Origin of the sequence: Leifsonia sp. 115AMFTsu3.1 (assembly GCF_004362795.1) — a bacterium.
In the GTDB taxonomy this organism is placed as follows: Bacteria; Actinomycetota; Actinomycetes; order Actinomycetales; family Microbacteriaceae; genus Leifsonia.
In genome coordinates this window covers 1468682-1484151 of sequence record NZ_SNYB01000001.1, presented here as the reverse complement: position 1 = coordinate 1484151, position 15470 = coordinate 1468682, and the positions used below count along the sequence as shown (strand labels likewise).

17 protein-coding genes are annotated in these 15470 nt (G+C 68.6%); 3 read left to right on the top strand and 14 right to left on the bottom strand.

Features of this window, described 5'->3' with window-relative positions:
• The 10 genes from atpD to AXZ95_RS07160 form a co-directional block, all read right to left on the bottom strand.
• Positions 1-1464, bottom strand: coding sequence for a F0F1 ATP synthase subunit beta (atpD, locus tag AXZ95_RS07205; RefSeq protein WP_026307115.1), 1464 nt, complete (start codon positions 1462-1464; stop codon positions 1-3).
• 25 nt (positions 1465-1489) lie between these two features.
• A complete protein-coding gene (locus tag AXZ95_RS07200; protein ID WP_018190352.1) occupies positions 1490-2389 on the bottom strand; it encodes a F0F1 ATP synthase subunit gamma in 900 nt (299 codons plus the stop codon).
• A gap of 38 nt (positions 2390-2427) precedes the next feature.
• Complete coding sequence (gene atpA, locus AXZ95_RS07195) at positions 2428-4065, bottom strand: F0F1 ATP synthase subunit alpha (RefSeq protein ID WP_018190351.1); 1638 nt, start codon at positions 4063-4065, stop codon at positions 2428-2430.
• Positions 4066-4087: 22 nt separating this feature from the next.
• The gene (locus AXZ95_RS07190; RefSeq protein ID WP_026307114.1) at positions 4088-4879 is read right to left on the bottom strand and encodes a F0F1 ATP synthase subunit delta; all 792 of its coding nucleotides are present in this window, start codon (positions 4877-4879) and stop codon (positions 4088-4090) included.
• Complete coding sequence (locus AXZ95_RS07185; protein ID WP_018190349.1) at positions 4879-5451, bottom strand: F0F1 ATP synthase subunit B; 573 nt, start codon at positions 5449-5451, stop codon at positions 4879-4881. Before AXZ95_RS07185 ends, AXZ95_RS07190 begins: the two co-directional genes overlap by 1 nt.
• A gap of 28 nt (positions 5452-5479) precedes the next feature.
• Positions 5480-5701 (bottom strand): ATP synthase F0 subunit C, encoded by a 222-nt coding sequence (gene atpE, locus AXZ95_RS07180; protein WP_018190348.1) that lies wholly within the window; start codon positions 5699-5701, stop codon positions 5480-5482.
• A gap of 51 nt (positions 5702-5752) precedes the next feature.
• The gene (gene atpB, locus AXZ95_RS07175; protein WP_018190347.1) at positions 5753-6550 is read right to left on the bottom strand and encodes a F0F1 ATP synthase subunit A; all 798 of its coding nucleotides are present in this window, start codon (positions 6548-6550) and stop codon (positions 5753-5755) included.
• A gap of 179 nt (positions 6551-6729) precedes the next feature.
• The gene (locus AXZ95_RS07170) at positions 6730-7224 is read right to left on the bottom strand and encodes a hypothetical protein (RefSeq protein ID WP_018190346.1); all 495 of its coding nucleotides are present in this window, start codon (positions 7222-7224) and stop codon (positions 6730-6732) included.
• A complete protein-coding gene (locus AXZ95_RS07165; RefSeq protein ID WP_018190345.1) occupies positions 7221-8480 on the bottom strand; it encodes an MraY family glycosyltransferase in 1260 nt (419 codons plus the stop codon). The genes AXZ95_RS07170 and AXZ95_RS07165 overlap by 4 nt, the downstream gene beginning before the upstream one ends.
• Positions 8477-9187 carry an L-threonylcarbamoyladenylate synthase gene (locus AXZ95_RS07160; protein WP_018190344.1) on the bottom strand — a complete coding sequence of 237 codons (711 nt, stop codon included), beginning with the start codon at positions 9185-9187 and terminating at the stop codon, positions 8477-8479. Before AXZ95_RS07160 ends, AXZ95_RS07165 begins: the two co-directional genes overlap by 4 nt.
• Before the next feature lie 59 nt (positions 9188-9246).
• On the opposite strand from AXZ95_RS07160, the gene AXZ95_RS07155 reads away from it, so the two are divergent.
• Positions 9247-9873 (top strand): HAD family phosphatase, encoded by a 627-nt coding sequence (locus AXZ95_RS07155; protein WP_018190343.1) that lies wholly within the window; start codon positions 9247-9249, stop codon positions 9871-9873.
• A gap of 106 nt (positions 9874-9979) precedes the next feature.
• Here the strand turns inward: AXZ95_RS07155 and AXZ95_RS07150 are convergent, their stop codons facing one another.
• Both AXZ95_RS07150 and AXZ95_RS07145 read right to left on the bottom strand, forming a co-directional pair.
• A complete protein-coding gene (locus AXZ95_RS07150; protein ID WP_018190342.1) occupies positions 9980-10777 on the bottom strand; it encodes an ABC transporter permease in 798 nt (265 codons plus the stop codon).
• Positions 10774-11691, bottom strand: coding sequence for a daunorubicin resistance protein DrrA family ABC transporter ATP-binding protein (locus tag AXZ95_RS07145; protein WP_018190341.1), 918 nt, complete (start codon positions 11689-11691; stop codon positions 10774-10776). Before AXZ95_RS07145 ends, AXZ95_RS07150 begins: the two co-directional genes overlap by 4 nt.
• Before the next feature lie 132 nt (positions 11692-11823).
• Between AXZ95_RS07145 and AXZ95_RS07140 the strand changes: the two genes are divergently transcribed.
• Entirely contained in the window at positions 11824-12813 is a 990-nt protein-coding gene (locus AXZ95_RS07140) for a TetR/AcrR family transcriptional regulator C-terminal domain-containing protein (RefSeq protein ID WP_018190340.1), read from the top strand.
• Between the two features lie 113 nt (positions 12814-12926).
• On the opposite strand, the gene epsC is transcribed toward AXZ95_RS07140, so the two are convergent.
• Together epsC and cysK are read right to left on the bottom strand one after the other, a co-directional pair.
• Positions 12927-13496, bottom strand: a complete 570-nt coding sequence (epsC, locus tag AXZ95_RS07135; protein ID WP_018190339.1) for a serine O-acetyltransferase EpsC — start codon at positions 13494-13496, stop codon at positions 12927-12929.
• A gap of 5 nt (positions 13497-13501) precedes the next feature.
• Entirely contained in the window at positions 13502-14440 is a 939-nt protein-coding gene (gene cysK, locus AXZ95_RS07130) for a cysteine synthase A (protein WP_018190338.1), read from the bottom strand.
• 101 nt (positions 14441-14541) lie between these two features.
• Between cysK and prmC the strand changes: the two genes are divergently transcribed.
• The gene (gene prmC, locus AXZ95_RS07125) at positions 14542-15450 is read left to right on the top strand and encodes a peptide chain release factor N(5)-glutamine methyltransferase (RefSeq protein WP_018190337.1); all 909 of its coding nucleotides are present in this window, start codon (positions 14542-14544) and stop codon (positions 15448-15450) included.
• The last annotated feature ends 20 nt before the right edge of the window (positions 15451-15470 follow it).

The window sequence follows — 15470 nt, the reverse complement described above, 5'->3', positions numbered from 1 at the left end:
TTAGCCGTTCTCCTTCTGAATCTGCGCCCACTTCTCCTCGACGTCGGAGATCGGTCCGACGTTGAAGAAGGCCTGCTCGGCCACGTGGTCGAACTCACCCTTGGCGATCGCGTCGAACGACTCGATGGTGTCCTTCAGCGGGACGGTCGAGCCCTCCACGCCAGTGAACTTCTTCGCCATGTAGGTGTTCTGCGAGAGGAACTGCTGGATCCGGCGCGCACGCGACACCGTGATCTTGTCCTCCTCCGACAGCTCGTCGACACCGAGGATCGCGATGATCTCCTGCAGCTCCTTGTTCTTCTGCAGGATCTGCTTGACCGTCGTGGCCACGCGGTAGTGGTCCTCACCCAGGTAGCGGGGGTCGAGGATGCGCGAGGTCGAGGTCAGCGGGTCGACCGCCGGGTACAGACCCTTCGACGCGATCTCACGCGAGAGCTCGGTCGTGGCGTCGAGGTGGGCGAACGTGGTCGCCGGCGCCGGGTCGGTGTAGTCGTCGGCCGGCACGTAGATCGCCTGCAGCGAGGTGATCGAGTGACCGCGGGTCGAGGTGATGCGCTCCTGGAGCTGACCCATCTCGTCGGCGAGGTTCGGCTGGTAACCCACGGCCGACGGCATACGGCCGAGCAGCGTGGACACCTCGGAACCGGCCTGCGTGAACCGGAAGATGTTGTCGATGAAGAGCAGCACGTCCTGGTTCTGCACGTCGCGGAAGTACTCCGCCATCGTCAGAGCGGACAGGGCGACGCGCAGACGCGTCCCCGGCGGCTCGTCCATCTGGCCGAAGACGAGCGCGGTCTTGTCGAAGACGCCCGCCTCCTCCATCTCGTGGATGAGGTCGTTGCCCTCGCGGGTGCGCTCGCCGACACCGGCGAACACCGACACACCACCGTGATCCTGCGCCACACGCTGGATCATCTCCTGGATGAGGACGGTCTTGCCGACACCGGCGCCGCCGAACAGGCCGATCTTTCCACCCTGGACGTACGGGGTGAGCAGGTCGATGACCTTGATGCCGGTCTCGAACAGCTGGGTCTTGGACTCGAGCTGGTCGAACGCCGGCGGGTTGCGGTGGATGGGCCAGCGCTCGGTGATCTCGACCTTCTCGCCCGGCTCGAGGTTCAGGATGTCACCGGTGACGTTGAACACCTTGCCCTTGGTCACGTCGCCGACGGGCACGCTGATCGGAGCACCGGTGTCGCGCACCTCGCCGCCGCGGACCAGGCCGTCGGTCGGCTTCAGCGCGATCGCGCGCACCAGGTCGTCGCCGAGGTGCTGAGCGACCTCGAGCGTGATCTCGGTCGACTCCTCGCCGATCGTGATCGTGGTCTTCAGGGCGTTGTAGATGCCCGGGATCGCATCGTGCGGGAACTCGATGTCGACGACCGGACCGGTCACGCGGGCAATTCGTCCCACACCGGCCGGCTGCGCGGTCGAAGCCTGGGCTTCGGCGGTAGCGGTAGTCATGATTGTTATCTCTCTCGTTGGACGATCAGTGGGACGAGCTCAGCGCATCCGCGCCGCCGACGATCTCGGAGATCTGCTGAGTGATCTCCGCCTGACGGGCGTTGTTGGCCAGACGCGTGTAGTCGGTGATGAGCTTGTCGGCGTTGTCGCTCGCAGCCTTCATGGCCTTCTGCGTCGCGGCGTGCTTGGAGGCGGCCGACTGCAGCATCGCGTTGAAGATGCGGCTCTCGATGTAGACGGGGAGCAGCGAGTCGAGCACCGTCCCCACATCCGGCTCGAACTCGTAGAGCGGCAGGACCTGCGTGCGGTCCGGCTCCTCCACGCCCTCGACGACCTCCAGCGGCAGCAGGCGGACGACCTGCGGCTCCTGGGTGAGCATGCTGATGAAGCGGTTGTAGATGATGTGGATCTCGTCCACACCGCCGTCGGACGCGTCGCGCAGGAAGGACTCCAGGATCGCGTCGGCGATCTCCTTGGCCTGCTCGAACTCCGGGGCATCCGTGTTGCCGGTCCACACCCGCTCGAACGCACGGCGGCGGAAGCTGAAGTAGCCCTGCGCCTTGCGGCCGACGAGGAAGTACACGACCTCCTTGCCCTGGCTGCGCAGCAGCTCCGCGAGCTTCTCGGACTCCTTGAGCACGTTCGAGTTGAACGCGCCCGCGAGACCGCGGTCGGAGGAGAAGATGACGATCGCGGCGCGCTCGATCTTCTCCGGCTCGGTGGTCAGGACGTGGTCGACGTTCGAGTACGTCGCCACCGCCGACACCGCGCGCGTGATCGCGCGGGCGTACGGCGAGCTGGCGGCGACCCGCGCCTGCGCCTTCTGGATGCGGGAGGCGGAGATCAGCTCCATCGCACGGGTGATCTTCTTGGTCGTCTGGGCAGATCTGATCTTCTGCCGGTAGACCCGAAGCTGTGCTCCCATGTCTCTCCTTGTTACCTAGTCTCTCAGGGCCTCACCGCTCAGCGCCGGGCCTTGACGATGCGCTCCTGGTCGACCTCGTCCTCGTCGATGGCCTGGAACTCCTCGCGTCCGACCGAGGCGAGCGGCTTGCCCTCACCGGTCTGGAACTCGAGCTTGAACGCGTCCACCTCGGAGTCGAGCTTCGCCACCGTGTCGTCGTCGAGGACGTTGGTGTCGCGCAGCGTGTCGAGGATGTCGGTGTTCCGGCGCAGGTGGTCGAGCAGCTCGGCCTCGAAGCGCAGGACGTCCTCGACGGCGACCTCGTCCAGCTTGCCGTTGGTGCCGGCCCAGATCGAGACGACCTGCTCCTCCACCGGGAACGGCGAGTACTGCGGCTGCTTCAGCAGCTCGGTGAGGCGGGCGCCACGCGCCAGCTGACGGCGGCTCGCCGCGTCGAGGTCGGACGCGAACATCGCGAACGCCTCGAGCGAGCGGTACTGCGCCAGCTCGAGCTTGAGCGTGCCGGAGACCTTCTTGATGGACTTGACCTGCGCGTCGCCACCGACGCGCGAGACCGAGATGCCGACGTCGACCGCAGGGCGCTGGTTGGCGTTGAAGAGGTCGGACTGCAGGAAGATCTGGCCGTCGGTGATCGAGATCACGTTGGTCGGGATGTACGCCGAGACGTCGTTCGCCTTGGTCTCGATGATCGGCAGACCGGTCATCGAGCCGGCGCCCAGCTCGTCGGAGAGTTTGGCGCAGCGCTCCAGCAGGCGGGAATGCAGGTAGAAGACGTCACCGGGGTAGGCCTCGCGTCCCGGCGGACGACGGAGAAGCAGCGACACGGCGCGGTACGCCTCGGCCTGCTTGGACAGGTCGTCGAAGACGATGAGGACGTGCTTGCCGCCGTACATCCAGTGCTGGCCGATGGCCGAGCCGGTGTAGGGGGCGAGGTACTTGAAGCCGGCCGGGTCGGAGGCGGGAGCCGCGACGATGGTGGTGTACTCCATCGCGCCTGCGTCCTCGAGCGCGCCCTTCACCGAGGCGATGGTCGAGCCCTTCTGGCCGATCGCGACGTAGATGCAGCGGACCTGCTTGTTGACGTCGCCCGACTCCCAGTTGGCCTTCTGGTTGATGATCGTGTCGATCGCGATGGCCGTCTTGCCGGTCTGGCGGTCGCCGATGATCAGCTGGCGCTGCCCGCGGCCGACCGGGATCATCGCGTCGATGGCCTTGATGCCGGTCTGCAGCGGCTCGTGCACCGACTTGCGCTGCATGACGCCGGGCGCCTGGAGCTCGAGCTCGCGGCGGCCCTCGCTGGCGATCTCGCCGAGACCGTCGATCGGGTTGCCGAGCGGGTCGACGACGCGGCCGAGGTAGCCGTCGCCGACGGGGACGGAGAGGACCTCGCCGGTGCGGGTCACCTCCATGCCCTCGACGATGTGGTCGAACTCGCCGAGCACGACGACACCGACCTCGTTCTCGTCGAGGTTCTGAGCGAGGCCCAGCGTGCCGTCCGCGAAGCGGATGAGCTCGTTGGCCATCACGCTCGGGAGGCCCTCGACGTGCGCGATGCCGTCGGAAGCGTCGAGGACGTGGCCGATCTCGGTCGCCTGTGCGGACGCCGGCTCGTACGTGTTGACGAAGTCCTTGAGCGCGTCGCGGATGTCGTCGGGGCTGATCTGTGTGTCTGCCATAGTGATTCCTATCTTGAGGCGGTCAGCCCGCCAGCTGAAGCCGGAGTTCGGCCAGACGCGACGCGATGCTTCCATCGATGACGTCGTCACCGATCTGCACGCGCAATCCGCCGATGATCGAGGGGTCGACGACCTGGTTGATCCTGAGGTCGCCGTAGGAGGCGCTGAGCACCGTGCGCAGGCGCTCGGCCTGGGCCTCGGGGAGCGCGGACGCGGCGTAGACCGTCGCGATGGTCTGCCCGGACTGGGCGGCCACCATGCGCGCGGCCGCACGGAGCGACTCGCGGACGCTGCGGCCGCGGGGCTGGGCGACGAGCTGGCGCACGATGGCGACGGTCTCCTTCGACGCTTTTCCGCCGAGCAGGCGCTCGACCAGCGCGACCTTGGAGTCGGCCGAGGCGAGCTTGCTGCGCAGCGCGAGCTCGAGGCTCGCGTCGGAGGTCACGGCGCCTCCGAAGGTCAGCAGCTCGGCGACGATGTCGACGTTCCGGGGCGCGGAGCCGGCGATCGCGCGGATCCCGAGCTCCTCGATCGCCCCGAGCAGGTCGTCGTGCGACGACCAGCGCTGAGCGGCGATCACGGTGAGCAGCTCGACGGCCGGAGCCGACAGCGAGGCGAAGACGCGCTTCACGAGCACCGTCTTGCCCTCCGCCGGGACCGTCGGGTCGCCGAGGACCGCCCGCAGCTGGGCCGAGTCGGCGACGACTCGCCCTGCGCTGAACAGGTCCTCAGCCGTCGCCAGATCGGCCTTGGACCCCAGGTCGGCGAGAGCCGAGACGGAGTTGGCCAATGCTTCTCTGGTGGCGCTTCCCATCAGTTGCCCGATCCTGCCTTCTGGTCGGCCTGAGCCTTCTCGTCGGCCTCGAGGTCCGCCAGGAAGCGGTCCACGATCGCCTGTGCGCGCTTGTCCTCATCGAGGGCCTCACGCACGACGGTCGACGCGAGGTCGATCGCCAGCGAGCCCACCTCGCCGCGCAGCTGGACGAGCGCCGTCTGGCGCTCCGCCTCGAGCTGCGCCTGCGCCTGGGCGGTCACACGCGCGGCCTCCGTCGCGGCGGCCTCGCGGGCCTCCGCGACGATCTTCTGACCGTCGGCACGGGCGGTCTCGCGGATCTTGCCCGCCTCCGCACGCGCCTCGGCGAGCTGGGCGGTGTACTCCTCCAGCAGGGCCTCGGCCTTGCGCTGCGCCTCGTCGGCCTTCTCGATGTTGCCCTCGATCGCCTCTGCGCGCTCATCCAGCAGCTTCTTCATACGCGGAAGCACGAGCTTCCAGAAGAAGAACAGGATGATCAGGAAGCAGAGAAGCGCGCCGATGATGTCCGGCCACTCCGGGATCAGCGGGTTGTGCGACCCCTCTGAGGCTGCGATCACCACACTCTTGAGCATGGTTCCTCCTTACTGAGGGAAAAGAGGATTACTGGAAGATGAAGTAGGTAGCGATACCGATGAACGCGAGCGCCTCGGTGAATGCGATACCGATGTACATCAGGACCTGGAGGCGGCCGGCCAGCTCGGGCTGACGAGCGACGCCCTCGATGGTCTTGCCGACGACGATGCCCACGCCGATGGCCGGGCCGATGGCCGCGAGGCCGTAACCGACGGTGGCGATGTTGCCGTTGATTGCAGCGATGTCCACGTTGTGTGTTTCCTTCCGTGATGGCGATCCGTGCGGGTGCGCGGATCGTTCTTAGTGTTCCTCGGCGACTGCCAGCTGGATGTAGACAGCGGTGAGCAGTGCGAAGACGTAGGCCTGCAGGACTGCGACCAGGATCTCGAAGACGGTGAATGCGAAGCCGAAGGCGAAGGTGCCGACGCCGAACAGCGACCACCAGCCGCCCGCCGTGAAGAAGAAGAACTCCGTGGCGAGGAAGAACAGGACGAGCAGCAGGTGCCCGACGACCATGTTCATCAGGAGTCGCAGCGTCAGGGTGATCGGACGCAGGATGAAGGTCGAGACGAACTCGATCGGCGTCACGATGATGTAGAGGAACCACGGAACGCCGGGCGGGAAGAGCGCGTTCTTGAAGAAGTTCTTCGGGCTCTTCTTGACGCCCGCGTAGATGAAGGCGATGTACGCGACGATCGCGAGCAGCAGCGGCACGGCGATGACCGAGGTGCCGGCGATGTTGAGGAACGGGATGATGCCGGTGATGTTGAAGAACAGCACCATGAAGAAGATGGTGGTCAGCAGCGGCAGGAACCGGCGGCCGTCCTTCTTGCCGAGCAGGTCTTCCGCGATGTTGACGCGCACGAAGTCGAGACCCATCTCGACGACCGACTGGAAGCGGCCGGGGATGAGGCGCATCCGGCGGGTGCCGAGCCAGAAGATGAGGATCAGCGCGATGGTCGCGAGAGCGCGAACCACGAAGATGCGGTTGAACTCGAGGTCACCGATCGTGAACAGGGTCGGGGGGAAGAACTCGTTGATCGAGGGACCCTGGAAGCTTCCATCATCGGAGCTTGCGGCCTGGACCAGCAGGTTCACAGCGTTAGCTAACAGCGCTATCTCCTGTTTCGGGGCGTCGAGCTGAAACAGCTCTCGCGACGACGAACGGTGGGACACCCTGCACTTCTCGCGACCTCAGAGTTTCTCGGGCGCGAACGGGGTGGGGGATCGCTCATAACTCTACAAGAGTTTTCAGCCCATAACGAATTGGATACAGGTCAGCGCTTCTCCCCCGGCAGCGTCACGTCGCTGACGTAGGGAACGCGGGAGCGGAAGACCACGATCATGTCCACCACGAGCGATCCGATCACCCCGGCGATGAGGCTGAGGAAGAGCACGACGGGGTTGATCCAGGGCTGGTCGCGCAGCAGGATCGCGAGCACCAGGAACAGCACGAACTTGACGATCCAGCCGCCCAGGACGATGCCGAAGAACAGGCCAACGAACAGGTCGGTGCCGATGAAACGGTTGGCGATCAGGATGCTGAGCGCCGTGATCGACAGGAACACCGCCGCCATCGCGGTGCCGATCAGCGCGCTCGTGACGCCGACCCATCCGGCGAACAGACCGCCGAGCAGCATCCCCACGACGGCGATCCCCGCGGCCAGGATCAGACCGTACTTCAGCACATCCCTCAGCACGGGCGTCGAGGTGGGCTGGGCGGGCGGCTGGGCCGGCCGCGGGGCGGTGGCTCCGTCCTGCTGGTCGGTCATCGGGTCTCCTCGGTCAGAGCGGTCGGGGATGTCGGGGATGCGGGCGTGGCCGGCGTGCTCTCGCTCGCCGCATCCAGCTGGTCGAAGCGCGCTGTCTCCGCGGCCTCGCGGCTGCCCGCCGGTGCGAGCTCGGCGACGGCCTCGTTCGCCTTCCTGCGGCTCAGCGGAGCGAGCGTGAACGCGGTGCAGACCACGAGCCCGATCGCGACGAAGACGATCGCCATCCAATACGGGTCGAAGAAGAACAAGAGGCAGCCGATCGACAGCACGGCCGTCCACGCATAGAAGATGAGCACCGCGTGGAGGTGGGTGTGACCCATGTCGAGCAGTCGGTGGTGCAGGTGCTTGCGGTCGGCGCTGAACGGCGACTTGCCCGCGCGCAGGCGGCGGATGACCGCGAGCCCGAAGTCGAGCAGCGGGATGATGAGCACCGCGAACGGCAGGATGATCGGGATGAACGCCGGGACGAGCGACGACCGGCCGAGCGTCTGCAGGTCCTGCGGGTTGATCGTCCCCGTCACCGAGATCGCCGAGGTCGCCATGAGCAGGCCGATCAGCAGCGCGCCCGCATCCCCCATGAACATCTTCGCGGGGTGCCAGTTGAGCGGCAGGAACCCGGCGCAGGCGCCGACCAGGATCGCGGCGATCACGCCGGCGAGGCTGAAGTAGTTCTGCGGGCTGATCTCGCGCTGCAGGAGGTAGGTGTAGACGAGGAACGTGCCGTTCGCGATCAGTGCGACGCCCGCGACCAACCCGTCCAGGCCGTCGATGAAGTTGATCGCGTTCATCACCAGCACGATGGCGAACAGCGTGATGATGATCGACATGACCGGCGAGCCGACGGTGAGGCCGCCGATCGGCAGCGAGTAGATCTGCACGCCCAGCCAGGCGACGAGGCCGGCGGCCACGAACTGCCCGGCCAGCTTCGTCATCCAGTCGAGATCCCAGATGTCGTCGGCGACGCCGATCACGACGATGAGCAGGGAGGCCCCCAGGATCGCGAGGATCGGCCCCTGGTCGGAGAAGATCAGCGTCAGCACGCCGAACTGGCTCGACAGCAGCCACGAGACGCCGAAGGCGACCAGGATGCCGAGGAACATCGCGACGCCGCCGAGGCGGGGCGTCGGGCGGGTGTGCACGTCGCGAGCCCGGATCTTCGGGTACAGGCGGTACCGCATCGCCAGCTTGTAGACGACGAACGACATCCCGAACGTGATGACGGCCGAGATCAGTGCGAGGGCGAGGAGGAGGGTCACGGTGCGGCGTCCGCAGCGGCCGCCGGCTCGTCCAGGGCGTCGCCGACGACCTCGCGCAGCTGATCGACCGAGATGACGCCGTGGCGCAGGATGCGCAGACCGCCCACGCCGGCGGCCAGAGCGGTCGCGTCCACGATCGTCGACGAGGAGTCCTTGCCCTCGACGCGCTCGTAGTCGGAGCCGGCCTCTCCCCCGTCGAGGTAGACGGAGATGGAGTCGCCCAGCATGGCCTCGGCCTCTGCGGCGGTGCGGGCGGCCGGGCGGCCGGTGAGGTTCGCGGACGACACGGCGAGCGGACCGGTCTCGGACAGCAGCTCGAGCGCGATCGTGTCCTTCGGCATGCGGAGGGCGACCGTGCCCTTCGTCTCGCCGAGATCCCAGACCAGCGACGGCGACGCGGGCAGGACGATCGTGAGGCCGCCGGGCCAGAAGGCCTTCACCAGCGCATCCACCTCGTCCGGCACCCGCTCGGCGAGGGCGGCGAGCGTCGGGATGCCGGGGACCAGCACCGGGGGCGGCGACTGGCGGCCGCGTCCCTTCGCGTCGAGCAGGCGCTGCACGGCGGCGGGGCTGAAGGCGTCCGCAGCCACCCCGTACACGGTGTCGGTGGGGATGACGACGAGCTCGCCCCGCCCGATCGCGGCCCGTGCGAGGCGCATGCCGGTGAGCAGCTCGGAGTCGACGGAGCAGTCGTAGATGGAGGCCATGACGGCTCAATGATAGCCGGGGCGCGGAAGCCCAGACTGGGAGGACGATACTGGAGGGGATGGATGTCTACTTCTTCGACTGCGACAAGACGCTCTACGACTACGACTTCCACAAGCGGCTGCCCAAGCTCGCGGAGCTGGGAGGCGTGAGCCAGTACCGGCTCGCATCCAGCTGGTGGGCGGGTGGACACGAGCGTGCGGCCGAGATCGGCGAGTACGCCACGAGCGAGGAGTACCTGGAGGCGTTCGCCGAGGTGACCGGCGCCCGGCTGACGCTCGCGCAGTGGCAGGAGGCGCGGAAAGCGGCCATGACGCCCATCCCCGGCGCGATCGCGGCGCTGCACGAGGCCGCGACGCTGGGGACGGTGTCGCTGCTGTCGAACAACCCCATCCCGTTCAAGGACTCGCTGCCGGTGCTGACGCCCGAGATCGTCGACGTGCTGCAGGACAACGACCTGGTCTCGGCCGTGCTCGGCGCACGGAAGCCCGAGCGCCGGATCTACACCAGGGCGCTCGGGCGGTTCGGGGTGCGGCCGGAGGACGCCATCCTCTTCGACGACTCGATCGCGAATGTGGAGGGCGCCCGCGAGTGCGGGATGCACGCGTACCACTTCGCCAAACGCGAGGACGGCACCTTCGACACCGACGGCATGCTCGACGCCCTCCACGCCTTCGCCGCCCGCTGACCCCTCCCTCTTCTCCTCTCCCCCACCGTCGAGTCCGCAAACTTTGCACGCGACACGCGGGGGGCGTGTGCAATTTGTGCGGACTCGACGGTGGGTGGGAGGGGGTTCAGCGGCGACCGGCGGAGCGGCGGAAGAGCCAGGCGGCCCAGACGTAGGCGGCCGCGACGATGAGAGCGCACCAGCCGAGCGCCCACCACAGGTCCGAGCCGGGGTCGCGGCCGAAGAGCAGCGCGCGGATCGTCTCGATGATCGGAGTGATCGGCTGGTTCTCCGCCACCCACCGCAGCCAGTCCGGCATCGTGTCCGTCGGCACGAACGCGCTCGACAGGTACGGCAGGAACAGCACGGCGAAGCCGTACCCGCTCGCCGCGGTCGGGCTCTTCGCGGCGAGGCCGATGGCGGCGAACAGCCAGGTGATCGCCAGGATGAACAGGGCGACGATCGCGAGCGCGCCGATCCACTGCGCCACATCCGCGGTCGGGCGGAAGCCCAGCAGCAGGGCGACGCCGATGACGACACCGGTCGCGACCAGGTTCCGCAGAAGGCTCGCCACCACGTGTCCGGTCACGACGCCGCGGGACCGCAGCGGCATGGTCCGGAAGCGGTCGACGATGCCGTCGCTCATGTCGTTGGCCACATCCACCGCGGTGCTCGACGCCCCGAAACCGGCGCACAGCAGGATGATGCCGGGCACGACGTACTGCACGTAATCCCCCGAGCGGTCGATGGCGCCGCCGAACACGAACGTGAACAGCAGCATGAGGATCACCGGAAGCGCGATGGCCATGGTGAGGGCGTCGACGTCACGGAGCGAGTGACGGACGCTGCGGCCCACGAAGACGAGGGTGCTCGTGAGGGGCGAAACCCGCCGCGCCGAGCGGACAGGAACGGTGAGAGCGGTCATCGGACGACCTCCTTCTCGCTCGAGGTGTTCTGGGGGACGTTCTGGACGGACTGCCCGGTCAGGGCGAGGAAGGCGTCGTCGAGCGACGGCTTGCGGATGCCGATGGAGGCTCCGGGGACGCGGAGGGCGTCGAGCGTGTCGATGGCGTCGCGGAGCGCCTCGACGCTTCCGTCGGTCGGCACCTCCCGCACGATCTCGCCGTGCGCGTCGCGGAGCTCGACGACCTCGCCGCCGACGCGCGCCTTCAGCTCGGTGGCGGTCCCCTCGGCGACGATCGTGCCGTGGTCGAGGACCGCGATCCGGTCGGCCAGCTGGTCGGCCTCCTCGAGGTACTGCGTGGTGAGCAGGATGGTGGTTCCCCGGCGCGCCAGGTCCTGGATGATGTCCCAGAGCGCCTGCCTGCTGCGGGTGTCGAGGCCGGTCGTCGGCTCGTCCAGGAAGATGACCGGCGGCGTCGCGACCAGGCTGAGCGCCAGGTCGAGGCGCCGTCGCATCCCGCCGGAGTAGGTCTTGACGCGCTTGCGTGCCGCCGGGGCCAGGTCGAACGCGTCGATCAGCTCGCCGGCCCTTCGGCGCGACTCTGCGGCGGTGAAGCCGGAGAGCCGTGCCATCATCCGCAGGTTCTCCTCCCCGGTGAGCACGCCGTCGACCGCCGCGGACTGGCCCGTCACGCTGATCGCGCGCCGCACCTCCTCGGGCTCGGCGACCACGTCGTGACCGGCGACCGTGACGCTTCCCGCGTCGGGCCGGACCAGGGTCGAGAGGATGGTGATCAGCGTCGTCTTGCCCGCACCGTTCGGCCCGAGCAGCGCGAAGACGCTCCCCGACCGCACGCGCAGGTCGATGCCGTCGAGGACCGTCTGCTCCCCGAAGGACTTGCGGAGGCCGACCACCTCGATCGCGGTTCCGTTCATCGGACTTTCCCTTCTGTGTGCTGCCTAAACTGTTTATGCTGTAAACAACTGTTTAAGTGATACACAGTCCTAGGATGAGTGTCAACACCTGATCCCGAAGATCCGGGAACACGGGATGAGAAGGGCGGGACCATGGCCGACGACGTCGAGGACGTCCTCCCCCGCGCCGTCGCGCTCAGCTGGGGCGTCGCCGAACACCCGCAGCGGGGGCCGAAGCGCGAACTGAGCATCGAGCGCATCGTCGACACGGCCATCGAGATCGCGGACGCCGACGGCCTCGGCGCGGTGTCCATGAGCCGCATCGCCGGCGACCTCGGCTTCACGACGATGTCGCTCTACCGCTACGTCACCAGCAAGGACGACGTCCTCGCTCTGATGCAGGACGCGGTCTGCGCCATCCCGATCCCGCCGGACGATGAGCTGGCGCGGCGCGGCGACACTGTCAGCCAGGAAGGCTCGCGCACGGACGGCTCGGATCACGACTGGCGCGCCGGTCTGCGGCGGTGGGCCATGGCGAGCATCGAGGTGATCCAGGCGCACCCGTGGTTCCCCGACATCCCGATCAGCGGCATCCCGCTGATGCCCAACAACCTGGCCGTGTTGGACTGGGGGCTCCGTGAGATGCGCGGCCTCCCGCTCACGGACGCCGAGAAGATGTCGACAGCGCTGCTGCTGTCGTCGTACGCCCGCGCGGTCGCCATCGTCGAGCGCGATGTGAGCCGCTCGCGCTCCGCCGACGCTCCGCCCGCTCACGGCGAGGCGTTCACCGCAGCGCTCGCCGAGCTGGTGACGCCCGAGCGCTTCCCCGACCTGGCGCCGCTCGTGTCATCCGGTGCTTACGCGGACTCCGACGGCGCCGACGACCAGGACGACTTCGCGTTCGGACTGGAGCGCATCCTCGACGGCATCGCGACGTACATGGCCGCACGGCGAAGCGGCGAGCCCGTCACCCCGTACGAGGATCGGCCGGAGCCGATCCCGCGTGACAAGGCGGTTCGCGAGGCGGCGAAGGCGCGCCGGGAGGCGGAGTCGCGGCTCCGCGAGGCCCGCAAGAACGAGCGCGAGGCGATCGCGCGCGCCCGCGAGCGCACCGCCCGTGAGGCGGAACGCGCCGCCCGCTGACGCTCGCCCACTCCGCGCCGCACCCCTCCGCCCGCCGTCGAGTCCGCAAACCTTGTACGCTCGCGCCGCGCGTCGTGTGCAAAGTTCGCGTACTCGACGGTGGGCGGAACGGGTCAGATGTACATGGCGGGGTCGATCCAGTCGTCGCCCGCGATCTGCTCGTGGCCCGAGCGGGGGCGGGGATGCGCCGGCACGCCGACGAGCAGCGAGTCGGCGGGCGCATCCCGCGTGACGACGGCGTTCGCCCCGATCACCGAGCGCGCCCCGATCGTGATCGCACCGAGCACCTTGGCCCCGGCGCCGACGATCACGCCGTCCTCCACCGTGGGATGCCGTTTGCCGTGCCCGCTCCCCCGGCCGCCCAGCGTGACGCCGTGGTAGAGCATGACGTCGTCGCCGATCCACGTCGTCTCGCCGATCACCACGCCCATCCCGTGGTCGATGAAGAAACGGCGACCGATGCGCGCGCCCGGATGGATCTCGATCCCGGTCAGGAAGCGAGTGAACTGCGACAGCAGCCGGGCGGGCGTCCGCAGGCCCGCGCGCCACATCCGGTGCGCGATGCGATACGACCACACGGCATGAAGCCCGGAGTACGCCGTGGCGACCTCGAACCCGGTGCGGGCCGCAGGGTCGTGCCTGCGCGCGTTGCGGATGTCCTCGCGCGCTCGGAAGATCGGCACCCCGTTCAGTCCAGCAGGTCGGCCCAGAGCGGCGTGGAGATGTACCGCTCACCGGTGTCGCAGACGATCGCGACGATGGTCTTGCCCGCGTTCTCCGGACGCTTCGCGAGCTGAAGAGCCGCCCAGACGATCGCACCGGACGAGATGCCGGCGAGGATGCCTTCCTCGCTGGCGAGCCGCTTCGCCACGTCGAGCGCGTCGTCGAAGGAGACGTCCACCACCTCGTCGTACACGGTGGTGTCGAGGATCTCGGGCACGAAGTTCGCGCCGATCCCCTGGATCTTGTGCGGTCCCGGCTTGCCGCCGTTCAGGATGGGCGAGTCGAGCGGCTCGACGGCGACCACCGTGACGCCGGGCTTGCGCTCCTTGAGCACCTGGCCGACGCCGGTGATCGTGCCACCGGTCCCGACGCCCGCGACGAAGATGTCGACGTCGCCGGCGGTGTCCTCCCAGATCTCCTCCGCCGTGGTGGCGCGGTGGATGGCCGGGTTGGCCTCGTTGGCGAACTGGCGCGCCCAGATGGCGTTGTCGGTCTTCGCGACGATGTCCTGCGCCGTCTCGACCGCTCCGCGCATCCCGTCGGGGCCGGGCGTCAGCACGATCTCGGCGCCGAACGCGCGCAACAGGACACGGCGCTCCTTGCTCATGGTCTCGGGCATCGCGAGGATCACCTTGTAGCCGCGCGCCGCACCGACCATGGCGAGCGCGATGCCGGTGTTGCCGCTGGTGGCCTCGACGATCGTGCCACCGGGCGTGAGGGCTCCGGCCTTCTCCGCGGCGTCGACGATCGCGACACCGATGCGGTCCTTGACGCTGCCGGCCGGGTTGTAGAACTCGAGCTTGGCGAGGATCGTCGCGTCGACGCCCTCGGTCAGCCGGTTGAGGCGGACGAGCGGCGTACGGCCGACGGCCTCGGTGACGTTCTCGTAGATGTGACCTGACATGGCCTGTTCCTCGTGCTCTCGTACGGTGGATGACGACAGGGGGATGCGTGATCGCGTCTCCACTCTAGACGCCGTGCGCCAGCCGCTAGGCTCTTCTGGCGATGACCCCCACCACCCCTGCTCCTGGCGCATCCCCCGCCGCGTCCTCCGGCGCCGTCTCCGTCCGATCCGCCCGGGACGATGCCGTCGCCGCACTGTCGCGCGCGGGCGTCCCCGACCCGGAGGTGGATGCCGAACTCCTCGTCGGGCACGTGCTCGGCGTCGGCCGTGGCCGCGTCCAGGCACTCGTCGTGATGGATGCGGAACTCCCTCCCGAGGACGCCGCGACGCTGCGATCCCTCGTCGAACGCCGAGCCGCCCGGGAGCCGCTGCAGCACATCACGGGCCGCGCCCCGTTCCGCTCGCTCGAGCTGAACGTCGGGCCGGGTGTCTTCGTACCGCGGCCCGAGACGGAGCAGGTGGCGCAGTTCGCGATCGACGCGCTCCGCGCCGTCCCCTCGCCCGAGCCGGTCGCGGTCGACCTCGGCACCGGGAGCGGCGCGATCGCGCTGGCCCTCGCGACGGAGGTGCCGCACGCACGCGTGTACGCGGTCGAGAATTCGCCGGAGGCGTTCATCTGGGCGCGCCGGAACATCGACGAGGTCGGCGCCACGAACCTGACGCCGGTGTTCATCGACCTCGCCGACGCGCTCCCGCAGCTCGACGGGACGGTGGATGTGGTCATCTCGAACCCGCCGTACGTGCCGGACGACGGCATCCCGCGCGATCCCGAGGTCCGGCTGCACGACCCGCACGCCGCGCTCTACGGAGGCCCGGACGGGTTGGACGTGGTGCGCACGATCTCCCGGGTCGCCCAGCGTCTGCTCCGCCCGGGCGGCACCCTCGTGCTCGAGCACGGCGAGCTGCAGGGCGCGGCGATCCGCGACCTCCTGACCGCTGACGGCTGGCGCGCTGCCGCGACGCACCGCGACCTCACGACCCGGGACCGCGCGACCACCGCCCTCCGCTGACCGCGCGCCCTCCCTCAGCT

Excerpts from the sequence above, each read along its gene's own strand:
- atpD (WP_026307115.1), bottom strand. The coding sequence starts at position 1,464 with ATGACTACCGCTACCGCCGAAGCCCAGGCTTCGACCGCGCAGCCGGCC.
- AXZ95_RS07200 (WP_018190352.1), bottom strand. The coding sequence starts at position 2,389 with ATGGGAGCACAGCTTCGGGTCTACCGGCAGAAGATCAGATCTGCCCAG.
- atpA (WP_018190351.1), bottom strand. The coding sequence starts at position 4,065 with ATGGCAGACACACAGATCAGCCCCGACGACATCCGCGACGCGCTCAAG.
- AXZ95_RS07190 (WP_026307114.1), bottom strand. The coding sequence starts at position 4,879 with ATGGGAAGCGCCACCAGAGAAGCATTGGCCAACTCCGTCTCGGCTCTC.
- AXZ95_RS07185 (WP_018190349.1), bottom strand. The coding sequence starts at position 5,451 with ATGCTCAAGAGTGTGGTGATCGCAGCCTCAGAGGGGTCGCACAACCCG.
- AXZ95_RS07170 (WP_018190346.1), bottom strand. The coding sequence starts at position 7,224 with ATGACCGACCAGCAGGACGGAGCCACCGCCCCGCGGCCGGCCCAGCCG.
- AXZ95_RS07160 (WP_018190344.1), bottom strand. The coding sequence starts at position 9,187 with ATGGCCTCCATCTACGACTGCTCCGTCGACTCCGAGCTGCTCACCGGC.
- AXZ95_RS07155 (WP_018190343.1), top strand. The coding sequence starts at position 9,247 with ATGGATGTCTACTTCTTCGACTGCGACAAGACGCTCTACGACTACGAC.
- AXZ95_RS07150 (WP_018190342.1), bottom strand. The coding sequence starts at position 10,777 with ATGACCGCTCTCACCGTTCCTGTCCGCTCGGCGCGGCGGGTTTCGCCC.
- AXZ95_RS07145 (WP_018190341.1), bottom strand. The coding sequence starts at position 11,691 with ATGAACGGAACCGCGATCGAGGTGGTCGGCCTCCGCAAGTCCTTCGGG.
- AXZ95_RS07140 (WP_018190340.1), top strand. The coding sequence starts at position 11,824 with ATGGCCGACGACGTCGAGGACGTCCTCCCCCGCGCCGTCGCGCTCAGC.
- cysK (WP_018190338.1), bottom strand. The coding sequence starts at position 14,440 with ATGTCAGGTCACATCTACGAGAACGTCACCGAGGCCGTCGGCCGTACG.
- prmC (WP_018190337.1), top strand. The coding sequence starts at position 14,542 with ATGACCCCCACCACCCCTGCTCCTGGCGCATCCCCCGCCGCGTCCTCC.